The organism is Hyphobacterium sp. SN044, from assembly GCF_021864465.1.
In the GTDB taxonomy this organism is placed as follows: Bacteria; Pseudomonadota; Alphaproteobacteria; order Caulobacterales; family Maricaulaceae; genus Hyphobacterium.
This window is the reverse complement of the sequence record NZ_JAKKUV010000009.1, coordinates 67,792-83,346: the sequence shown is the minus strand read 5'-3', so window position 1 is coordinate 83,346 and position 15,555 is coordinate 67,792. Positions and strand designations below refer to the sequence as shown.

At 65.3% G+C, this 15,555-nt stretch carries 14 protein-coding genes; 5 read left to right on the top strand and 9 right to left on the bottom strand.

Translation table 11 applies throughout. The features are described 5' to 3' along the window. Positions 1–45 precede the first annotated feature (45 nt). From L5876_RS12195 to L5876_RS12170, 6 genes are all read right to left on the bottom strand, one after another. Positions 46–996 (bottom strand): bifunctional riboflavin kinase/FAD synthetase, encoded by a 951-nt coding sequence (locus L5876_RS12195; protein WP_236956633.1) that lies wholly within the window; start codon positions 994–996, stop codon positions 46–48. A gap of 8 nt (positions 997–1,004) precedes the next feature. Further along, positions 1,005–1,448: a MaoC family dehydratase gene (locus tag L5876_RS12190; RefSeq protein ID WP_236956632.1), complete on the bottom strand. Its 444-nt coding sequence runs from the start codon at positions 1,446–1,448 to the stop codon at positions 1,005–1,007. A gap of 80 nt (positions 1,449–1,528) precedes the next feature. Continuing rightward, positions 1,529–2,383 carry a TIGR01459 family HAD-type hydrolase gene (locus L5876_RS12185; protein WP_236956631.1) on the bottom strand — a complete coding sequence of 285 codons (855 nt, stop codon included), beginning with the start codon at positions 2,381–2,383 and terminating at the stop codon, positions 1,529–1,531. Positions 2,384–2,423: 40 nt separating this feature from the next. Then, the gene (locus L5876_RS12180) at positions 2,424–3,635 is read right to left on the bottom strand and encodes an EAL domain-containing protein (RefSeq protein WP_236956630.1); all 1,212 of its coding nucleotides are present in this window, start codon (positions 3,633–3,635) and stop codon (positions 2,424–2,426) included. Positions 3,636–3,724: 89 nt separating this feature from the next. Continuing rightward, positions 3,725–5,287, bottom strand: a complete 1,563-nt coding sequence (locus L5876_RS12175) for a hypothetical protein (RefSeq protein WP_236956629.1) — start codon at positions 5,285–5,287, stop codon at positions 3,725–3,727. Between the two features lie 147 nt (positions 5,288–5,434). Continuing rightward, positions 5,435–6,103, bottom strand: coding sequence for an OmpA family protein (locus tag L5876_RS12170; RefSeq protein WP_236956628.1), 669 nt, complete (start codon positions 6,101–6,103; stop codon positions 5,435–5,437). A 221-nt stretch (positions 6,104–6,324) separates the two neighbouring features. On the opposite strand from L5876_RS12170, the gene groES reads away from it, so the two are divergent. Together groES and groL are read left to right on the top strand one after the other, a co-directional pair. Continuing rightward, positions 6,325–6,615, top strand: a complete 291-nt coding sequence (groES, locus tag L5876_RS12165) for a co-chaperone GroES (protein ID WP_039718514.1) — start codon at positions 6,325–6,327, stop codon at positions 6,613–6,615. 58 nt (positions 6,616–6,673) lie between these two features. After that, on the top strand, positions 6,674–8,317 hold the full coding sequence (groL, locus tag L5876_RS12160) for a chaperonin GroEL (RefSeq protein WP_236956627.1): 1,644 nt from the start codon (positions 6,674–6,676) through the stop codon (positions 8,315–8,317). A gap of 69 nt (positions 8,318–8,386) precedes the next feature. On the opposite strand, the gene L5876_RS12155 is transcribed toward groL, so the two are convergent. After that, positions 8,387–9,040, bottom strand: coding sequence for a hypothetical protein (locus L5876_RS12155; protein ID WP_236956626.1), 654 nt, complete (start codon positions 9,038–9,040; stop codon positions 8,387–8,389). A gap of 305 nt (positions 9,041–9,345) precedes the next feature. Here L5876_RS12155 and L5876_RS12150 point away from each other — a divergent pair, with 305 nt between their 5' ends. Next, positions 9,346–11,268, top strand: coding sequence for a S9 family peptidase (locus tag L5876_RS12150; RefSeq protein WP_236956625.1), 1,923 nt, complete (start codon positions 9,346–9,348; stop codon positions 11,266–11,268). On the opposite strand, the gene L5876_RS12145 is transcribed toward L5876_RS12150, so the two are convergent. Together L5876_RS12145 and L5876_RS12140 are read right to left on the bottom strand one after the other, a co-directional pair. Next, positions 11,265–12,350: a glycoside hydrolase family 3 N-terminal domain-containing protein gene (locus L5876_RS12145; RefSeq protein ID WP_236956624.1), complete on the bottom strand. Its 1,086-nt coding sequence runs from the start codon at positions 12,348–12,350 to the stop codon at positions 11,265–11,267. The two genes, L5876_RS12150 and L5876_RS12145, sit on opposite strands and share 4 nt — an antisense overlap. A gap of 198 nt (positions 12,351–12,548) precedes the next feature. Then, a complete protein-coding gene (locus tag L5876_RS12140) occupies positions 12,549–13,079 on the bottom strand; it encodes a hypothetical protein (RefSeq protein WP_236956623.1) in 531 nt (176 codons plus the stop codon). Between the two features lie 131 nt (positions 13,080–13,210). Here L5876_RS12140 and L5876_RS12135 point away from each other — a divergent pair, with 131 nt between their 5' ends. Both L5876_RS12135 and L5876_RS12130 read left to right on the top strand, forming a co-directional pair. Continuing rightward, positions 13,211–14,140, top strand: a complete 930-nt coding sequence (locus L5876_RS12135; protein WP_236956622.1) for a LysR family transcriptional regulator — start codon at positions 13,211–13,213, stop codon at positions 14,138–14,140. 250 nt (positions 14,141–14,390) lie between these two features. Beyond that, positions 14,391–15,509, top strand: a complete 1,119-nt coding sequence (locus tag L5876_RS12130; protein WP_236956621.1) for a hypothetical protein — start codon at positions 14,391–14,393, stop codon at positions 15,507–15,509. Positions 15,510–15,555 lie beyond the last annotated feature (46 nt).

The following is a 15,555-nucleotide window of genomic DNA, read 5'->3' as shown; positions in this document are numbered from 1 at the left end:
GATGTATGAGAAGCGCGAGGACCATGCGTGAGGCTGTAACAGAGGCTATGCGGACGGTCCAGTGACGGTGGCGGCGAGGATGTCGCGGGCGGCTTCGGCGTCCTTCGCGATCTGCTCCTTCAGCGCGTCGAGGCCGTGGAATTTCTGTTCCGGCCGGATGAAGCCGTGGAAGGCGACGGCGGCGGGCTCGCCATAGATGTCGCGCTGGAAGTCGAACAGGTGAACTTCGAGCCGTTCTTCCTGGCCGGCGACCGTGGGGCGGATGCCGACATTCGCCACGCCCTTTAGCCAGTCACCTGACCCGCCCAGCTGCAGCGTGACGGCATAGACGCCGAATTTCGGCCGCTGGTAGCGCGCGAGCGGAATATTGGCCGTCGGGAAGCCGATCGTGCGGCCGCGCCGGTCGCCCTCCTCGATCACGCCGTCAATCACCCAGGGCCGGCCCAGAAGCGTTTCGGCCTCGTCGACCCGGCCTTCGGACAGGGCTTCGCGAATCCGCGACGAGGAGATCACCTCCGCCCCGCCGGAGACCAAGTCCGCGGCATGCGCCGTGAAGCCATAGCTTTCGCCGAGCTGTCTCAGCGTGGCCGTATCGCCGGCCCGATTGGCGCCGAAATGAAAATCCGCGCCGGTGAAGACCGCGTCGGCCCCAAGCCCGTCATGCAATACCTCACGGGCGAACGCGCCCGGATCGCGGGCCTTCATCTCGTCATTGAAAGGCAGGACGTGCAGCCGGTCGATCCCCAGCGCTGCCAGCGTCTTCGCGCGGCGCGCCTCGCTCATCAAATGGAAGGGCGGACCGTCCGGGCGGAAGAAGTCGCGCGGATGGGGCTCGAACACGATCACATTCGCAGCCATCCGGTGTTCGGCGGCAAACGCCTTCATCTGGCCGATCAGCGCCTGATGGCCGCGATGAACCCCGTCGAAATTTCCGAGCGCGAACGCCCCGCCCTTCCGGGCGGCATCGAGACCGGAAAAGCCGCGAACCAGATCCATGCGAACCGTTACTCCGCCGATTTCTTGCGGCGCGTGCGGACCATCACCGTGGCCTTGGCCGTCATGGCAATCTCGCCCTCGACCGTGCACACGCAGTCCATCGTCACCATGCGGGATTTGAGGTCGACTTCCAGAACCGTCGCCTTGGCCAGCACCGTGTCGCCAATGCGGACCGGTCGCTGAAAGCGGATATCCATGCTGACGAAAATGGCCCCCGGACCCGGGAGCTCATTGCCGAGCACGCCGGAAATGAAGGAGGCGATCAACGCACCGTGCGCGATCCGGCCGCGGAACGGTGTGCGCCGCGCATACTCCTCGTCGAGATGGAGCGGGTTGTAGTCGCCGGACACTTCGGCAAACGCCTTCACCGCCGCGTCATCGACGACGCGGGTGATTTCGGCGGACCGGCCGATGTGAAGGTCTTCCAGCGGAATGGGCTCTTTCACACTCATGTCGGGGCGTCTCTCCAGAAATCCGGTGACGGTTTAAGCGGAGTTGCAGCGCGCTTGTCCAGCCCGATCGGCGCGCGGCGCTACCATTTAAGTTGTGCCGCCGCCCAGCGGCAGCGCGTGCCGTATTCCTCGAGCACCGACCCGACAGCTTCGGGATCAAACCGGTCGAGGTCGAGATCACCACCGAGAATGCCGCCCGCGACGAAAAAACCGTCGAGCCCGTTGCGCTCCGCACCGATCAGATCGGTTTCCGGCCCGTCGCCGATCGCCAGCACGCGCGACCGGTCGAGATGGTGGCCCGCTTCGGCCAGCACTTCGAAGGCCAGCTCGTAGATCGGTGTGTGGGGCTTGCCCGAAATCACCGTCTCGCCGCCCATTTCGCGGTAGAGCCGCGCCAGCGCGCCGGCACACCAGAGGAGATCGTCGCCCCATTGCACGACAATGTCGGGATTGGCACAGACCATGGGCAGGCCACGCGCCTTCATCGCCGCCAGCATGTCCCGGTAATCGTCCGGATGTTCGTCTCGGCGGTCGAATTTCAGCCCCGTGCAGACGACATAGGCAGCGTCATCCAGCGGCGCGAAATCCAGCGCGGCAAACTCGAACAGCGCATCGTCATAGCCCGGCGGTCCGATATGGAAGACCGGCCCCCGGCCAAGCTCGCGGATCGCCGCCAGCGTCGTGTCGCCCGATGTCACGATATCGTCCCAGGCATCGTCCGGCGCGCCCATCGAAGCGAGCTGCGCGGCCACGCGCGGCGCGGGTTGCGGCGAGTTGGAGATCAGCACGACCGGGCCATGGTTTGCCCGGTAGCGGCGCAGCGCCTCGATCGCCTCGGGCAGCAGCGTCCGGCCATCGCGGATCACGCCCCAGACATCGCAAAGAATGGCGTCATAGCGGTCGGCGATTTCGGAAAGGCGCGGCGCGTGTTCCATGGCGCGCCTTGTGGCCGGTCAGGCCGGGTCTGACAAGGCGTCAGCTCGCCATGCGCACCGGTTCGGACGCGGCATCCAGCACATCCTCGCGCACCGGGCGGGGCTCGCCGAACAGATGGCCTTGCGCATAGGCGATATCGATGTCGAGGATTTCGACGATCGTCGCCTCGTCCTCGACCTTCTCCGCGATCAGGTCGATGCCGTGCCGGGCGAACAGGCCGGCGATGTCCCGTGGCTCGATCGAGCCGGCCTCGATCCCGCCAATCGGCTCGCCGCTGCGGATCGTGTCGATCAGACGCGTGCCCTCGACCTTGGCAAAGCGGATGCCCGCGCGCTGCATTTCGGCGATGTCGACATTGAGGTCTCGGATCTGGTCGATCGAGAAGCGGAAGCCGTAATCGGCCAGCCGCGCCATGTTGCGCGCCGCCGCCGTCGAACGCGATTCGAAGGCGCCCTGCGGGATCTCGAAGATCAGCGAGCCGCTGAGTTCGCTGTGCCGGCGCATGAAGTCGAGGAAGGCCGGGAAGAAATTCTCGTCCGCCAGGGAGCGGAGCGAGAGATTGCAGAAAATCCCGATCCGGCGGTCTGACTTGGTCAGCCGCTTCACGATCTGCACGCAGCGGAAGAGAAGGAGGTTGTCGACCTCCGCCACGATCCCCGCCTCCTCGGCGGCGTGGATGAAGCTGGCCGGGGCGATCACCTGACCCGCCGCGTCGCGCAGGCGCGAATAGCTCTCGTAGAAATAGGTCTTACGCTGCGGCAGGGAGACGACGGGCTGCAGGTAGAGATCGATCCGGTTGTTGGCGAGCGCGTCGCGCACCGTCTCGATATCGACGCTGGACTGGCGTGGCTGCGGCGCGGCATTGGCCGCCGGCGCGATGGTGCGGCCATTGCCCATCCGTTTGACAAGGTCCTCCAGCATGCGGACTTCGCCGGTCAGCGTCGCCTCGCGTTCGCTGGCCTCGGCGCGGATCGTTTCGGTGATCGTGTCGATGCGGGCATTGGCGGCCTCGACCTCCTCCAGGAGGGAGAGGTTTGATGCCTTCAGCTCGTGGATCTGCTCCTCGAATGTCTTGCGCTCGATCGACCGCGCGGCAGCGGAATGCGCCTGCCCGGCAATCAGGAAGACGAAGGCTCCCATCAGCCACGCGAAGCTGGTCGACATCAGACCGAAGCGGTCGAACGCCAGCGCCGCGACGATCGCGATCATCGCATAGGTCAGGACGATGAGAATGTCCGTGGCCCGGATCAAGATGCCCCCCGGAGGCGTGGCTGACGAATCACCAAAGGTTAACCCGTCTGCCACTCTCTCCGCGGGGCGTTTTCAGATCGTTAACGAATTCACTGCTGCACCAGTTGCAGCGGGAAGAAGTCGAGCGTGCCGCTGCGCGAGCCGGACTTCGTGGCATAGCCGTCGATCACGAGATTGCCATTCCGAGTCTCGTAATAGCCGTAGAAGAAGTAGTTCGGGCCGCAGGTGTTCGTGTTCAGCGCCAGCGAGGCATTGTTGAGACCGAGGCGTTGCGCGCCGCCCACGACGCCGCTGAGGTCGCAGGTCACCGCGCTCTGCCCGTCGGCCGCCGGCCAGGTGACCGAACCGCTGACGCTGCCGAGCTCGTCGATCGCCGCCGTGCCGATGCTGGCACCGTTATAGACCAGCGACCAGCTGCCGACCGGCGTGTCGTCCGCATCGAAGACTTCGGTCGAGATCGGGTCCCAGATGCCCTGGAACTGGTAGTTGACGGTCCGGTCGAGGTCGCGGAAGCCGAGCGCGATATAAGATCCGCCGACCGCGGTGAAGCCGGCGAAGCCCGACCCGCCGCCGGGAAGGCTTTCGCCGTCGCCATAGCCCGCCGACAGGATGTTGCTCGCCGAGTTGCCGAGCAGGCCCGCCGGCGCGGTGTGAACGCCGTCGGACAGGGCTTCGGGCGTCCCGACCGTGATCTGGTTGGTCGAGTGGAAGATCGCCGTGGTGGACACCCCGTTCATCATGCCGCGATAGACGCCGCGCCGGTCGATCCCGGCCAGGGCCGGCGACTGGGCCGCCGTGGAGGCGGCGCCGAGGATTGGCGGCGACGGCGGGAAGATGGACTGCGGTGCCGAAACCGCCGCCCCCGGGACTTCCGAGAACAGCAGATAGATGCGCGCCACGGCCGGCAGGTTCGGGATCGAGGCCCCTTCGCGGATTCGCGCGAAGACCGCGAACGTGCGGACCTCGTTGGCGTCAAACCGGAAATCGACATTCTCGCCGCGCGCCGACTGGCAGACCCCGGTCGCCGGATTGGTCTCGCAGACGGTGAGTTCGACATTGCGCGGCATGAAGGGCGCACTGGCGCTGACCCGCACATCGGCGGCCGCCCCGATATTGATCGCTGCCGCCGAAAACGCCCGGATGCGCTGCTCGCCTTCATAGCGCAACACGCCGTCGCCGCTTGGGGTCACCACGATCGGCACGATGTCCGCGCGCGGCGTCTCGGAGGCCGAAAGGAAGACGGTGTTGACGCCGGGGGTCGGGGTGACGCCCCCGCCACCGCCACTCCGGTCGCACAGATAATTGATCTGCACATCCCGGCCGGGCGAGGCCGCCGTCGGTGTGAAGGACAGGATCAGCGATTGTGAACTGTTCGGCGGCAGGGGGAAGGATGCATTGTTCTCGCCGATCGGCGTGTTCGTCGCGTCGGTCAGCCGGAAGCCGAACTGATAGGGCTCATCGTCCGCGATCGAGAGGCGGCAATTCGTCCAGCTGCCGACACCCGCATTCTGCATCGTCGCGAACACCGTGACGGTCTCTCCAACCGTCGCGGCGCGGCTGTTGGGCAGGACCGCGGCACGCAGATCGTTCTGGGCATGAAGCGGCGCCGTTGACGCCAGTGCGGCAACCGCCGCGGCAATCCACCTGATCATCAAACACTCCTCTGGACCGTGACCTAAGGGCCTGAGGAAAATGATCGGGCAACGCCATGCAGCCCATCCCCTGTTCGGGGGAGGAAGCAAAGAAAACGGGGCGCTCCGGCCGGAGCGCCCCGCTTGTGAAGTCGATTATCCGCGCGCTTACGAGGTCGTGTGCGGACGGATGATGATTTCCACGCGGCGGTTCTGCGCACGGCCTTGCGGCGTGTCGTTGGACGCGATCGGCGAGGTCTCGCCCATGCCGCCGACATAGAAGCGGTCGCGCATGACGTTCTGGGCGATCAGATAACCGGCCACGGCCTGGGCGCGCTGTTCCGACAGGCGCTGGTTGTAACCGGCGTCGCCGGTGGAGTCGGCGTGGCCGACCACGTCGACATAGGTCGCCGGATACTGTTCCAGCACGTCCGCGACATCGTTCAGCACCGCGTAGAATTGCGGTTTGATCTCGGTCGAGTTGGTGTCGAACGTGATGTCGCCCGGCATGATCAGGCGCAGGTCGTTGCCCTCGCGGCGGACACCCACACCGGAATCGCGCAGCGCTTCGCGCATCTGGCGTTCCTGCCGGTCCATGTAATTGCCGACCGCACCGCCGGCGAGCGCACCGACGCCCGCGCCGATGAGCGCATTGGTACGGCCCTCTTCGGAATTGCTGGTGTTGGTCAGATAGCCCAGTGCGGCACCGGCGGCGGCACCGATCAGAACACCGCGGCCGGTGTAGTTCGGGCGCGTTTCGCCGGTATAGGGATCGGTTGTCGTGCAGGCCGCCAGCGTCAGAGCCGCGGCAATCACTGCGAAAATGCGCATCTTCATCGGGAAATTTCTCCGTTCAGCCACCCTCGACCGCGCGCACCATAGCGCTGCGCGTGTCATCCGCTCAACGTCCAACTCAGTGAAATGTTCCTGACAGTGCGGCCGAGCCCCTTGACGGTCTTCGGCCGCCTGCCTATCTCCGCGCCGTTAGCAGCCGGTCCTGTCGAGTGCTAATCGGCGGCCCGGCCAACGAGATCAACGAATTTACAGGGTGAACTCACATGAACTTTCGTCCGCTGCAGGACCGCGTGCTCGTGAAGCGCGTGGAAGAAGAATCGAAGACCAAGGGCGGAATCATCATTCCGGACACCGCCAAGGAAAAGCCGCAGGAAGGCGAAGTCGTCGCTGTCGGCAATGGCGCGATCAAGGAAGACGGCTCGGTCCGTCCGCTGGACGTGAAGGCCGGCGACCGCATCCTGTTCGGCAAGTGGTCGGGCACCGAAGTGCGCGTTGATGGCGAAGACCTCCTCATCATGAAGGAGTCGGACATTCTCGGCATCCTCGAGAAGTAGTCCTGGCCCGCATCGACGAACCCTCTGAACAACCAAGAAGAAAACGGAACGAACAGCCATGGCTGCTAAAGACGTGAAATTCTCCGCCGATGCCCGCGAGCGCATGCTGCGCGGCGTCGACACCCTCGCCAACGCCGTGAAGGTCACGCTCGGTCCGAAGGGCCGCAACGTCGTGATCGAAAAGTCGTTCGGCGCCCCGCGCACCACGAAGGACGGTGTCTCGGTCGCCAAGGAAATCGAACTGACCGACAAGTTCGAGAACATGGGCGCCCAGCTGATCCGCGAAGTCGCTTCGCGTACCAATGACGAAGCCGGCGACGGCACCACCACCGCCACGGTTCTGGCCCAGGCCATCGTCCGCGAAGGCATGAAGTCCGTCGCGGCGGGCATGAACCCGATGGATCTCAAGCGCGGCATCGACAAGGCCGTCGCCAAGGTCGTGGAATCGATCAAGGCCTCCTCGACCCCGATCAAGGGCTCGGGCGAAATCGCCCAGGTCGGCACCATCTCCGCCAATGGCGAGACCGCCATCGGCGAGATGATCGCCAAGGCGATGGAAAAGGTCGGCAATGAAGGCGTCATCACGGTCGAGGAAGCCAAGTCCCTCGAAACCGAACTCGACGTCGTCGAAGGCATGCAGTTCGACCGCGGCTATCTCTCGCCGTACTTCGTGACGGACGCCGAGAAGATGCAGGCCAACCTCGAAGACCCCTACATCCTGCTGTTCGAGAAGAAGCTGTCCTCGCTGCAGGCGATGCTGCCGGTTCTCGAATCCGTCGTTCAGTCCTCGCGTCCGCTGCTCATCATCGCGGAAGACGTCGAAGGCGAAGCGCTGGCCACCCTCGTGGTCAACAAGCTGCGCGGCGGCCTGAAGGTCGCGGCGGTGAAGGCTCCGGGCTTCGGCGATCGCCGCAAGGCCATGCTGGAAGACATCGCCATCCTGACCGGCGGCCAGGTCATCTCCGAAGACCTCGGCATCAAGCTGGAAAACGTCACGCTCGACATGCTTGGAACCGCCAAGAAGGTCACGCTGACGAAGGACGACACTACGATCGTCGACGGTGCGGGCGAAAAGTCCGCCATCGAGGCGCGCGTCGGCCAGATCCGCAAGCAGATCGAGGACACCACCTCGGACTACGACCGTGAGAAGCTGCAGGAACGTCTGGCCAAGCTCGCCGGCGGCGTTGCGGTCATCAAGGTCGGCGGTGCCACCGAGACCGAAGTGAAGGAAAAGAAGGACCGCGTCGACGACGCGCTCAATGCCACCCGCGCCGCGGTTGAAGAAGGCATTGTCGCGGGCGGCGGTGTTGCGCTCCTGAAAGCCATCAAGGGTCTCGAAGGCCTGAAGGGCGACAACGAAGACCAGACCCAGGGTGTCGGCATCATCATGCGCGCCCTGCAGGCTCCGATCCGCCAGATCGCCGAAAACGCCGGCGTCGAAGGCTCGATCGTGGTCGGCAAGGTGCTGGAAAACGCCAGCCCGACCTTCGGCTACAACGCCCAGACCGAAGAGTATGGCGACATGCTCGAGTTTGGCGTCATCGACCCGGCCAAGGTTGTCCGTCACGCGCTTCAGGACGCGGCGTCCATCGCCGGCCTGCTGATCACGACGGAAGCCGCGATCGCCGAAAAGCCGAAGAAGGACTCCGGCGGTGCCCCCGACATGGGCGGCATGGGCGGTATGGGCGGCATGGACTTCTAGTTCACCACCCAGATGGCAAATGCGAAAGGGCGGCCCTCGGGCCGCCCTTTTTGTTTCATCAGCCGGAAATCAGGATTCCGACTGTGGGCCGACGATGAGTGTCAGAACCCGGCCGTCGCTCAGAACCTCTTCGAAACGGATTTCCCCCGATTGGGAGGTAACGATGCCCCGGTCTTCCGCTCGCCAGTCTTCGCCATCGCGAAGTTCCCACACGCTGAGCATGACGTGCGCGGCGCCGTCGCGACAGGACGGGGCCGCCGCGGCTCCACAGGGTTCAACGACGAGCGCGTACCGGACAGATTCGCCCAAAGAGTCGGACACCGGCCCAGACCCCTCCGAACCCCTGCCAGCGACACCCTGGGATACGATCTGGCCGATGCCATCATCGAGGTTGACCTGATAGGCCAGCGGCATGTCAGCCGACGCGCTCGGAACCAGCAAAACCCCGGCCGTCAATGTGCCCGCCGATCCCAGGGCGGTCAGCGCGGCCCGGATCGGGCGTTGGAATAGAAATGTCATTGATCGAGTGATCCTCTGTTGCACACCATGCAACAAAACGAACACGCTCATTGAGCGGCGCAGCACCTCGCTCACCGAGCGGTTCGCGGACCGGCAGGCCTCGGCAAAAGCGTGCTTTTCTTCCGAGCTGACACGGACTTCGATCGACACGGTCTTTTTAGGATCGCGGCGCATGGGCGGTTCGTTCTTCATGGCGTCCGACAATTGGCATCTCCAAGCATCGAGCGTGACAGATTTCCTGTCCCGAAAAAGCGAATTCGTGTCCGGACACGGCAGTCTGTCTCGAAACGTTCGCAACGACACCTTCGAAGTGGGCGGAATGGGCGGCATGGACTTCTAGTCGCTCGGCACCGCAAGGTGCCAAGCGTCCCGGACCTGATCCGGGGACCCAAGCCTTGCAATTGCGAAAGGGCGGCCCTCGGGCCGCCCTTTTTGTTTCCGGCCGGTTTCGGTTGCGGCCCTCCCCCGGCCCGGCGTTATAGTCGGGCCAACCCATGGGGAGAGATGACATGAAGTCCTTGCGCCTTGCCTTCGCCGCCGCGCCGGCAGCTCTGCTGCTGACCCTGCCCGCCAGTGCGCAGGAAGAACCCGTCCGGCATGATGCCGCGACCTTCCACATGACGACGAGTTTCGGCATGGCCTCGAGCGCCGGCTTCGCCTTCTCGCCCGACGACAGCCGCATCCTGATCTCCAGCGACGAGACCGGCGTGTTCAACGCCTATGCCGTCGACCCGGAAACCGGCGAGCGCACGGCGCTGACGGAGTCCGAAACCAACGCGACCTTCGCCGTCAGCTATTTTCCGAATGACGACCGCGTCGTCGTGACCGCCGACCAGGGCGGCAACGAGCTGAGCCACATCTACATCCGCGACGAGAACGGCCAGCTCTACGATATCACGCCGGGCGAGGAGACGCGCGCGCAATTCCTCGGCTGGTCCCCGGATGGCTCGGACATGTGGGTGATGACCAATGAGCGCGATCAGGCCTCGATGGACATCTATGCCTATGACACGGTCAGCTTCGAAAGCCAGACCGTCTTCCAGAACGACGACTCGCTGGAGATCGGCGATGTCAGTCCGGACGGCCGCTGGCTGGCGCTGGTGCGCAACCGCACCTCGGCGGACAGCGATATCCTCCTGCTCGACCTCGCCTCCGGCGAGACCGAACCGACGCTGATCACCGAGCATGAAGGCAATATCGCCTACGGCGTCTACACCTTCACGCCGGATTCTTCGGCCCTTGTTTACGCCACCAACGAGCATGGCGAGTTCAACCAGGCCTGGACCTATGACCTCGAAACCGGTGACACCGCGCCGCTGATCGAGGCGGACTGGGATGTGTCCTTCGTCACCTATTCGCCGTCTGGCCAGTACCGCGTCTCGGGCATCAATGCCGACGCCCGCACCGAAGTGACCATCATCGACACCGGGACGGGGGAAACGCTCGCCCTGCCCGAGCTTCCGGCCGGCGATATCGGCTCGGTCCGCTTCTCGCGCGACGGAAGCAGGATCGCCTTCCTGATCGACAGCGCGACCTCGCCCTCGAACCTGCATGTCGTGGATCTGGAAACGCAGGACCACGCCCAGCTGACCAATGCGCTCAACCCCGCCATTTCCGAGGATGAAATGGTCGACGCGGAGGTGGTGCGCTTCGAAAGCTTCGACGGGCTGGAAATCCCCGGCATTCTCTACCGCCCGCATGGCGCCAGCGCCGACAATCCGGTCCCGGCCCTGGTCTGGGTGCATGGCGGTCCGGGCGGGCAGAGCCGGATCGGCTATTCCGCGACCATCCAGCACCTCGTGAACCATGGCTACGCCGTCTATGCGGCGAACAACCGGGGCTCGTCCGGTTACGGCAAGACCTTCTTCCACATGGATGACCGCCGCCATGGCGAGGAAGATTTGCGCGACATCGTCGCCGCAGGCGACTGGCTGCGCGAACAGGACTGGGTGAATGCCGATCAGGTCGGCGTGATCGGCGGCTCCTATGGCGGCTTCATGACCGCCGCCGCCCTCACCTTCCACCCCGACGCCTTCGAGGTCGGCATCAACATTTTCGGCGTGACCAACTGGGAGCGCACCCTCGCCTCCATCCCGCCCTGGTGGGAGAGCTTCCGCGAGGCGCTCTATGACGAGATGGGCGACCCCGCGACCGACGCGGAACGCCACCGCGCCATCTCGCCGCTCTTCCATGCCGACAGGATCACTAGGCCGCTTCTGGTCATCCAGGGCGCGAACGATCCGCGTGTGCTGCAGGTGGAAAGCGACGAGCTGGTCGCCGCGGTCGAGGCCAATGGCGTGCCGGTGACCTATGTTCTCTTCCCGGACGAGGGCCACGGCTTCCGCCGCCGAGAAAACCGCATCACGGCATCCGAGGCCTATCTCAACTTCCTGAACACGTATCTGAGGGGCGAGGGAGAAGCCGCGAACTAACCCGTCCGGCCACTGAGGGTTTCGATCCGGGCGAGTGAGCGGTTCACCCGCTGCTCGCTCAGTCGGCCCTCCTCGACCGCTTCCTCGACCCAGCGGGCGAATTTCTGCGGCAGGGCGGGGTCCGGCGCAGCGGAGTTCGACATCATGATGATGTCGTTGCCGGCCACGAGCGACCGGATCACCGCTTCACGCTGGGCGTAGTGATCGCGGATCGCGCCCATGTCGAGATCGTCGGTGATCACCGCGCCGCGATAGCCCATCCGCCCGCGCAGCAGCTCGTGCAGGATCGGGCGCGACAGCGTCACCGGGTCGCCACTCGGGTCGAGCCCGCGATGGATCAGGTGTCCGCCCATGATCAGATGCGCCTTGCGCCGTTCGATCAGCTCGGCAAAGGGCGCCAGTTCCGCTTCGCTCCAGCTCTCGGAAATGTCGACGAAGCCCTCATGGCTGTCGCCGGTCGAGCGGCCATGACCGGGGAAATGCTTGATGGCGCAGACTGCGCCTTCCGCCTCGAACGCGTCGATGAAGGCCCCGGCATAGTCGGCGATTGTCTCGCCGTCCGTGCCATAGCCCCGCCCCCAGCGTCCGATCACGCCATTGGCTTCGTCCTGGAAGTCTGCGACCGGCGCGAGATTCATGTCGAAGCCGGCGGCGGTGAATTCGCGCGCCGCGGCACGATAGGTCGCCTCGGCCTCCTCGGGGGATTGCGCCTGCGCCAGCACATGCGCGCGCGGGATCGGCGTATAGCCGAGATCGCCGGACAGGCGCTGGACCGCGCCGCCCTCCTGGTCGAGCGCCAGGAAGACATCCGGATTGATCTCGCGGAACCGCGCCGCCAGCCCTTCCGCGCCTTCGCGCGAACGCACATTGTGGCGCAGGAAGAGGACGCCGCCGATGCGGCCATTGGCCAGGTGATCGGCCACGATATCCGCGCCGTCGGCATCGGGATTGTCGCCGATGAAGCCCATCAACAACATCCGCGCGGCCCGGGCCGCGGTCATCCGGGCCGAGGCCCGGGCGACGGACGGAAAGGCAAGGCTTGCCGCACCGGCAGCCAATACATGTCGGCGATTCACACTCACGCTGTCTCTCCCGTCCGTCCCGGTCTCACGATTGAAGACGGGGCGCGGTGATGCAAGGCCTGCGCCGACACGCACGGCGATTGATTGCAGTGCGCTGTCGCAGCGGGAGAGATGATCCGGCGGTCCATGAACCGGCGGTGAGTACCGGAACGGAAGGCGAGCCGGGCGGGACTGACGCCCGCCCGGCTCGGTCCGGGATTATTCCGCGCTGAAGGGCAGCGAGGAGTGGTGCAGGACGATGTCGAGTTCGCCGTCCTCACCGCGAACATAGCCGAAGCTGTACTCCACCTTCACCTCGGTGCCGTCGGTGCGGGTGAAGTAGTAATTGCCCATCGCCATCGCGCTGTCGCTGTCGATGAAGGTCGCTTCATTCTCCCAGCGGACATGGGTGTAGGGCGCGATCGCGAAGCCATTGTCTTCCTCGATCGAGCCACCCACGAAGTAGGACAGAGCCTCGTCGAACGAACCGCGGAACTGATCTTCAGCGGCCAGCGTCGGCTTGAACAGGACCGGGTGCGAACCATAGGCGTAAAAGCGCTCGATGTGATCGCGCGCGGCCTGGGTGTAGTCGCCTTCGGCGGTGTAGGCGGCGCCGATCGCGACGATGCCTTCGCCCCAGGCCTGCTGGGCGGCAGCGACGTCGGCCTCGGTGATTGCATCCTGCGCCTGAGCGGCGGTGGCGAACAGGGCGGCGCCGGTCAGCGCAGTGGCAAGGGTCAGGGTCTTCATGTGGACTTTCCTCCAATATCCAGTGCGTTCCGTGGCACTGCGCCGGAGGTAGGCATTCCGCCCGCAAGTTCTAATGGAAACTGCGCCCGGGATTGATTGCCAAAAGGCATGGATAAGGCTATGCGGCGCGCATGCGCCCGACCCTCCGGCAACTCCAGTATTTCGTCGCCGTCGCCGAGCATCGCGCCTTCGGTCCGGCCGCCGATTCTCTCGCCGTCACCCAGCCCAGCCTGTCGAAGCAGATCGCGGCCCTGGAAGCCGAACTCGGCCTGACCCTGTTCGAGCGCACCTCACGCCGCGTGCGGCTGACCGAGGCGGGCGCTGCTCTGCTGGGCGAAGCGAAACGCGCCCTCCAGGCCGGGCACGCCTTCCGCACTTCCGCGCGGCGTCTGGCCGGGCAGTCCGAACGCCGGATGAAGGCCGGTGTCCTGCCTTCGATCGGCGCCTATCTGATGCCGCGGATGCGCGAGCGGCTGCGCGAACACACGCCCCCCATCTCGCTCAATCTGGTGGAAGGCGCATCGCGCGATCTGCTGCGCCGTCTCGCCGAAGGCGAACTCGACCTCGTTGTCGCGTCGGAAGGGGATGCCTCCGGCCTCAACGTCCGCTCGCTCTTCGATGAAACGCTGTGGATCTGCGGCAAGGCGGACGATCCGCTGATGACCAACGAAGCGCCGGTCAGACTCGAAGCGCTCGCCGGCCGCACGCTCCTGACGCTCGGCCCGGAGTTTCACCTGACCCGTATCGTGGAAGAGCTCGCTGCGGAGGCCGGGGCGGCGCTCAGCAGCGAATACCAGGGCACCAGTCTCGATGCGATCCGGCAGATGGCCGTGAACGGTGCCGGCATCGCCGTCCTGCCCAGCCTCTACGCACTCGGTGAAGCCTTGCGCGATCCGGACTTCAAGGTGCGCCGGGTCGATCACCCGAAGGCGGTCCATCCGGTCTTCCTCTACTGGAGCCGTTCGCTGAAGGATTCGTCCGAATTCGAACGCCTCGCCGACGAAATGATCGCTGAGAAGCTGAAGATACGCGCAGAGCGCGCGGAACGCTTTCCCGTCTAGCGGGCCCGCCCAAGGCGCATGTCCTGAATTTCATGCACGCGACAGCACGGCGTAACGCCCGCGGTAGGAAGCTGACCGGGCTGCTGAGACCCTGCCCGGCGGCGGTTCCAGCCCCCCTGCCGGGGCCGCCGCCGGACCCCTTTGGACCCCGGACCGGCAAGCTGGGCATGACGAAATATTCAGATCACCGCACGAGTCGCGTAATCCGCCGCGCGGCAGTCTGCTCCTCACACTTCAAAGGGGATACGCAATGAAAGCCTTCCTTCTCTCGGCATCCGCGCTCGCGCTCACCGCCTGCGCCGCCACCTCCGCGGACGAGCCGCATCAGGCCCGCACCGACCACCGCGTGCATGTGATGCACACCGGCGACATGCACCACGGGCGTCACGCCCGGGTCGTGGAAGTTGTCGGCGATCATGGCGAACGCACGGTCCATGTCGTGTCCGGCGACGGGACCAGCGAGATCAGCGTCAATGGCCGGCGCATCGAAGTCGTCGATGGCGCGGTCATCGTTGATGGCGAGCGCCACGACTTCGACGGTGGCCGTATCGTGATCGACGGCGACGACATTCACGTCAGCGAGGGCTTCGGGCCGCACCGCGCCTTCGCCTGGCATATGGGTCCGGACAGCGGCGAAGTCCGAATCGAAGTCGCCCGCGCGATGGAAGAGGTCGAACGGGCGATGGCCGAGATCGACTCGATCGACTGGGTCGCGCGAGACGAGGCCCTCGAGGAAGCCTTTGCCGAGATCGAGAATATCGAGATCGATATCGACGATCCGGACGAGGACACCTGGATTCACCGCGATGGCGAACGGGTGCGTTTCGGTGACCTGTCGCCCGCCGAACAGGAAGAGATCCGCGAGGAACTCGCCGAAGCCCGCATTGCGGCCCGCGATGCCCTGCGCTCGGCCCGTATCGAGATGCGGTCTGCACGTGACGAAGGCCGCAATGCCCGCATTGAGGTTCGGCGCGCCCGCGACGAAGCCCGCCGGGCACGCGATGAAGCCCGCGGCTTGCGCGACCAGATGCGCTGGCATTTCCGCGACATGGGTGATGCCAGCGAAATCCGTATCGAGGACGAGAATGGCAATACCCGCGTCTGGCTCGACGAGCGTGAGCTGGAGGGCGCCGAACTCGAGGAATTCCTCGACCGGATGGAAGAGCACAATGAGCGCTTCGCCGAAATGCGCTTCGGACAGATGCAATTCGATGGCGAGCCGCGCGTTTTCGTCTTCACCGACGAGGACGGCAGCGAAACCGAAGTCGTCCGCAGCCGCCGTGTCGTGGTCGAGATCGACAATGACGGCGACCGCCGCGTGATCGAGATCGAGCCAGGCGATGAACCGGCGCTCGAAGGCGACGACTGATCAGGGAATACCGCGACCGGCCGCAGGGGCGCGGCCGGTCGCGGCG

Excerpts from the sequence above, each read along its gene's own strand:
- L5876_RS12130 (WP_236956621.1), top strand. The coding sequence starts at position 14,391 with ATGAAAGCCTTCCTTCTCTCGGCATCCGCGCTCGCGCTCACCGCCTGC.
- L5876_RS12135 (WP_236956622.1), top strand. The coding sequence starts at position 13,211 with ATGCGCCCGACCCTCCGGCAACTCCAGTATTTCGTCGCCGTCGCCGAG.
- groL (WP_236956627.1), top strand. The coding sequence starts at position 6,674 with ATGGCTGCTAAAGACGTGAAATTCTCCGCCGATGCCCGCGAGCGCATG.
- L5876_RS12175 (WP_236956629.1), bottom strand. The coding sequence starts at position 5,287 with ATGATCAGGTGGATTGCCGCGGCGGTTGCCGCACTGGCGTCAACGGCG.
- L5876_RS12195 (WP_236956633.1), bottom strand. The coding sequence starts at position 996 with ATGGATCTGGTTCGCGGCTTTTCCGGTCTCGATGCCGCCCGGAAGGGC.
- L5876_RS12150 (WP_236956625.1), top strand. The coding sequence starts at position 9,346 with ATGAAGTCCTTGCGCCTTGCCTTCGCCGCCGCGCCGGCAGCTCTGCTG.
- L5876_RS12190 (WP_236956632.1), bottom strand. The coding sequence starts at position 1,448 with ATGAGTGTGAAAGAGCCCATTCCGCTGGAAGACCTTCACATCGGCCGG.
- L5876_RS12185 (WP_236956631.1), bottom strand. The coding sequence starts at position 2,383 with ATGGAACACGCGCCGCGCCTTTCCGAAATCGCCGACCGCTATGACGCC.
- groES (WP_039718514.1), top strand. The coding sequence starts at position 6,325 with ATGAACTTTCGTCCGCTGCAGGACCGCGTGCTCGTGAAGCGCGTGGAA.
- L5876_RS12170 (WP_236956628.1), bottom strand. The coding sequence starts at position 6,103 with ATGAAGATGCGCATTTTCGCAGTGATTGCCGCGGCTCTGACGCTGGCG.
- L5876_RS12140 (WP_236956623.1), bottom strand. The coding sequence starts at position 13,079 with ATGAAGACCCTGACCCTTGCCACTGCGCTGACCGGCGCCGCCCTGTTC.